Annotated in this window: 4 protein-coding genes and 1 pseudogene; all 5 read left to right on the top strand. The window is 73.9% G+C overall.

What is annotated here, in order from left to right:
• Positions 1–129: 129 nt before the first annotated feature.
• Positions 130–957 (top strand): annotated as a pseudogene (locus tag LCD31_RS28240) (Rossmann-like and DUF2520 domain-containing protein); the annotation flags it as partial.
• Between the two features lie 246 nt (positions 958–1,203).
• Positions 1,204–2,100 carry a pantoate--beta-alanine ligase gene (panC, locus tag LCD31_RS28245; RefSeq protein ID WP_224963151.1) on the top strand — a complete coding sequence of 299 codons (897 nt, stop codon included), beginning with the start codon at positions 1,204–1,206 and terminating at the stop codon, positions 2,098–2,100.
• A gap of 51 nt (positions 2,101–2,151) precedes the next feature.
• A complete protein-coding gene (gene panD, locus LCD31_RS28250) occupies positions 2,152–2,616 on the top strand; it encodes an aspartate 1-decarboxylase (protein WP_224963147.1) in 465 nt (154 codons plus the stop codon).
• A 28-nt stretch (positions 2,617–2,644) separates the two neighbouring features.
• Positions 2,645–3,436 (top strand): type III pantothenate kinase, encoded by a 792-nt coding sequence (locus LCD31_RS28255; protein WP_224963149.1) that lies wholly within the window; start codon positions 2,645–2,647, stop codon positions 3,434–3,436.
• A 713-nt stretch (positions 3,437–4,149) separates the two neighbouring features.
• Positions 4,150–4,503 carry an Lsr2 family protein gene (locus tag LCD31_RS28260; protein WP_184483511.1) on the top strand — a complete coding sequence of 118 codons (354 nt, stop codon included), beginning with the start codon at positions 4,150–4,152 and terminating at the stop codon, positions 4,501–4,503.
• Positions 4,504–4,624 lie beyond the last annotated feature (121 nt).

A 4,624-nucleotide genomic window follows, 5' to 3' on the forward strand; every position in this document is an offset into this window, starting at 1 on the left:
CCACCCGGTCCGCGCGGACCGGGTGGTTCTCGCCACCCGGCGAGTCGCGGACGCCCGGCGGCGGGCTACTCTCGCGCTGCTGTCCGGTACCCGCTGCGGGACTGGAACGGTTGGGAGGACGACGTGTCGATGTCTGGCGGACGTCCACCAGGTCGAGGCGCGGGACCCCGGCTCCGGGTCGGAGTGGTGTCCGCGGGCCGGGTGGGTGCCGTGCTCGGAGCGGCGCTGGCGCGCGCCGGGCACGAGGTCGTGGCGGTGTCCGCGGTGTCGGACGCCTCGCTGCGCCGAGCCGAGGAGCTGCTGCCCGCGGTACCGGTGCGCCCGCCCGACGAGGTCGCCGACGCCGCCGACCTGGTGGTGCTCGCGGTTCCCGACGACGTGCTGCCCGGCCTGGTGCGCGGCCTGGTCGCCACCGGCTCGCTGCGCTCCGGGCAGATCGTGCTGCACACCTGCGGCGCCCACGGCGTCGCCCCGCTGGAGCCCGCCGCCGAGCTGGGCGTGCTGACCTTGGCGCTGCACCCCGCGATGACCTTCACCGGCCGGGCCGAGGACGTGGAGCGGCTGGCGACGGCCTGCGCCGCGGTGACCGCGCCGGACGACGAAGCGGCGTGGAACGTCGGCGAAGTGCTCGCGCTGGAGCTCGGCGCGGAACCGGTCCGCGTCCCCGAGCACGCCCGGCGGCTCTACCACGCGGCGCTCTCGCACGGCGCGAACCACCTGATCACCCTGGTCAACGAGTGCGCGGACCTGCTGCGCGCCGCCGGGATCGAGATCCCGGACCGGGTGATGGCCCCGGTGCTGTCCGCCTCGCTGGACAACGCGCTGCGCTTCGGGGACCGCGGCCTCACCGGTCCGGTGTCCCGCGGTGACGTGGGCACGGTCCGCGCCCACCTGGGTTCGCTGCGGGAGTCGGCGCCGGAGATGGTCGCCGGGTACGCGGCGATGGCGAGGCGGACCGGCCCCCCCCCCGCGCCCGGGGGGGGGGGGGCCCCCCCGGGGGCCCCCCCCGGGGGCGCCCCCATAGGCCGGGGGGCCGGGGGCCGGGCCCCCCCCCCCCGGGGGGGCGCGGGGGGGGGGGGCGCGGGTGTGGGGCGCGGGGTCGGCGGCGCGGGCGCGGCGCCCCCCCCCCCGCGCCGCGCCGGCCGGCCTGCTCGACGCCCGGTCGGCCACCGAAGTGCACGAAGTACTCGACGAGGAGCAGCGATGACCACGGCCGACGGGGTGGGTGCGGGCCCCGGGTACACCGCGCGGGAACTCACCGTGCACCGCCGCCCCGCGGAGCTGGCGAAGGTGACGCGGGCGCTGCGCTCCACCGGCCGCCCGATCACGCTGGTGCCGACGATGGGCGCGCTGCACGAAGGCCACCTGGAGCTGATCCGCGCGGCCCGCAAGGTGCCCGCCGCGGTCACCGTCGTGTCGATCTTCGTGAACCCGCTGCAGTTCGGCGCGGGCGAGGACCTGGACCGCTACCCGCGCACCTTCGACGCGGACCTGGAGCTGTGCCGCGCCGAGGGCGTCGAGCTGGTGCTGGCCCCCGAGCCCGCGGACATGTACGCCCCGGACCGGCAGGTCGGCCTCACCGCGGGCCCGCTCGGCGAGCAGCTGGAGGGGGCGAGCAGGCCCGGGCACTTCGACGGGATGCTCACCGTCGTCGCGAAGCTGCTCGGCATCGTGCGCCCGGACCTGGCGCTGTTCGGCGAGAAGGACTACCAGCAGCTGGTGCTAGTGCGCCGGATGGCGCGGGACCTGAACCTCGACGCGAAGATCCAGGGCGTGCCGATCGTGCGCCAGGCCGACGGGCTCGCCCTGTCGTCGCGCAACGCCTACCTGGACGCCGAGCAGCGGCGGGCCGCGCTGGCCCTGTCCGCGGCGATGGCCGCCGGGGTGCACGCGGGCCGGTCCGGCCCGGAGGCGGTGCTGGCGGCGGCGCGCGCCGCGCTGGATTCCGAACCGCTGGTGGCGGTCGACTACCTGGAGCTGCGGGACACCGAGCTGGGCCCGGCGCCCGCCTCCGGCGAGGCCCGGCTGCTGGTGGCGGCCCAGGTCGGCGGCACCCGGCTCATCGACAACGCGCTCGTCCAACTCGGCCCGGTGGAGTAGCAGGGCCCCCGATCCTTCCGACCGCCTTCCGGCGGTGAGGGGAGTAGTTCGATGTTCCGCACCATGCTCAAGTCCAAGATCCACCGCGCCACGGTGACCCAGGCCGACCTGCACTACGTCGGCTCGGTGACGGTGGACGCGGACCTGATGGACGCCGCCGACCTGCTGGAGGGCGAGCAGGTCGCGATCGTCGACGTCACCAACGGCGCCCGGCTGGAGACCTACGTGATCACCGGCGAGCGCGGCTCGGGCGTGATCGGCATCAACGGGGCCGCGGCGCACCTGGTGCGGCCCGGCGACCTGGTGATCCTCATCGCCTACGGGGTGATGGACGAGATGGAGGCCCGCTCCTACCGGCCGAAGGTCATCTTCGTGGACGCCGACAACGCCGTGCTGGAGCGCGGCACCGACCCGGCCGCGGCCCCCGCGGACTCCGGCCTGGTCAGCGGTGCCGCGTCGGCGGAGACGGACGACGCCGCGAAGCTGGACGCGCTGCTCGCGGCCCCCGAGGCCTGACCCCGCTCCGACCCCGGGAGGTACGCCGGTGCTGCTCGCGCTGGACGTCGGTAACACCAACATCACCCTCGGCCTGTACGACACCGGCTCCGAGGATCCCCGCGGTGGCCTGGTGCGGGACTGGCGGATGCGCACCGAACCGCGGATGACGGCCGACGAGATGGCGCTGACCGTGCGCGGGCTCCTCGGCGAGCACGCCGAGCGGATCACCGGCATCTCGGCGCTGTCCACGGTCCCGGCGCTGCTGCGCGAGCTGCGCGTGATGCTCGGCCGCTACTGGGACGGGGTGCCGCGGATCGTGGTGGAGCCGGGCGTGCGCACCGGGGTCCCGCTGCTGGTCGACAACCCGAAGGAGGTCGGCGCGGACCGGGTGATCAACACCCTCGCCGCGCACCACCTGCACGCGACGAACTGCGTGGTGGTCGACTTCGGCACGTCCACGAACGTCGACGTGATCTCCGCGAAGGGCGAGTTCCTCGGCGGGGCGTTCGCGCCGGGGGTGGAGATCTCGCTGGACGCCCTCGCCTCGCGGGCCGCGCAGTTGCGCAAGGTGGAGCTGACCCGGCCGCGGTCGGTGATCGGGAAGAACACGGTGGAATGCCTGCAGTCGGGCATCCTGTTCGGTTTCGCCGGACAGGTCGACGGGCTGGTGCGGCGGATCGTGGCCGAACTGGGCTCGACCCACGGCGGGACGGCGGCGGTGCTGGCCACGGGTGGCCTGGCGCCGCTGGTGGTCGCCGAATCGCAGACCATCACCCACCACGTGCCGGACCTGACGCTGCTGGGCCTGCGGCTGGTGTACGACCGCAACTTCCGCTGATCCGGCCCCCTTTTCCCGCCGCCGGGCTCCGCGGCGGGAAAGCGGATTCCGGATGTCGCGGCCGTTAACGGCTCACGAGTGCTGCCCGGCGACCCGATACTTCTTGTCGGCTTGCCGGAACAGCGCGATGTCCAGCGCGGGGAGTGCGCGGCGGCCGAGGTCCCGGCCGGTGAGTGCGCACTTTCTGCTTGCCGATGAGTGCGGAATGACGCGGACGCGGAGTGCGGGAATGGCGCGGTGACATCGTTGATGTAGTGCGCCGGAGTCGGTATCGGCCGCTCGATCCGCTTCCGGTGGAGGTCCGGAATGACCCGATCCGGGGAGACGCCTGGTTTTTTCCTCGGCGGGGTGAGTGCGTTTGTCGAGAGGCTGCGCTAACCTGACCGTGACAATGTTCGGTGAAGGCTTCGATGACGGCTATTCTTGGTCAGCTGGCCAAACTCTGTCGAACTCCATCAGGCCGGTCCCGGGGCGGCTTGCCCTCCCGCGCTCCGGCCGACGAAACCGGCGGAAGCCGAAGGGCTCACTGCAAGGTCGACCGGAGAGTCCGGTGGGGCGTTCGGATTGCGCGGCTCCGCCGGGTGGTTCAGCAAGGGCAGTCGGGTATGGCCCGGGTCGAGCTGCGGACCCGGGAAGCTCTCGGCAGAGAGGTCTCGGCGGTGGTCGTGCCGTCATCGGCGTTATTCGCAGAAACTCCGGGGAGGACTGCCACCATGGCGCAGAAGGTTACGGTCACGCTCGTCGACGATCTCGACGGCGGCCAGGCCGATGAAACGGTCGAGTTCGCGTTGGACGGCGTCTCGTACCAGATCGACCTTTCCAACGACAATGCGAGCGAGCTGCGCGACGCGCTGTCCGGCTACGTCTCCAGCGCGCGTCGCGCGGGCGGGCGGAAGAAGCCCGGCCCGCGCCCCGCTGCGGCCGGTCGCGCCGCGGGCGGCTCCACCAGCGCGGATCGGGAGCAGAACCAGGCCATCCGGGAATGGGCCCGCAAGCGCGGCCTGAAGGTCTCGGACCGCGGCCGGATCCCCGCGGACATCGTGGACCAGTACCACAAGGCGAACTGAAGCCGTGCGGACGCGCACAGGGGGCGCCGGGGGTTCCCGGCGCCCCCTGCGCGTTGCCGGAGCCGCTCCGCGGCGGGCTTCCGCGGCGGTTCCGCGATCCGGTTCGGCCGCGGAACCCGGC

The organism is Saccharopolyspora sp. 6M (assembly GCF_020176775.1).
Classification (GTDB): domain Bacteria; phylum Actinomycetota; class Actinomycetes; order Mycobacteriales; family Pseudonocardiaceae; genus Saccharopolyspora_C; species Saccharopolyspora_C gregorii.

Coding starts and splice junctions, on each gene's coding strand:
- panC (WP_224963151.1), top strand. CDS start 1,204: ATGACCACGGCCGACGGGGTGGGTGCGGGCCCCGGGTACACCGCGCGG.
- panD (WP_224963147.1), top strand. CDS start 2,152: ATGTTCCGCACCATGCTCAAGTCCAAGATCCACCGCGCCACGGTGACC.
- LCD31_RS28260 (WP_184483511.1), top strand. CDS start 4,150: ATGGCGCAGAAGGTTACGGTCACGCTCGTCGACGATCTCGACGGCGGC.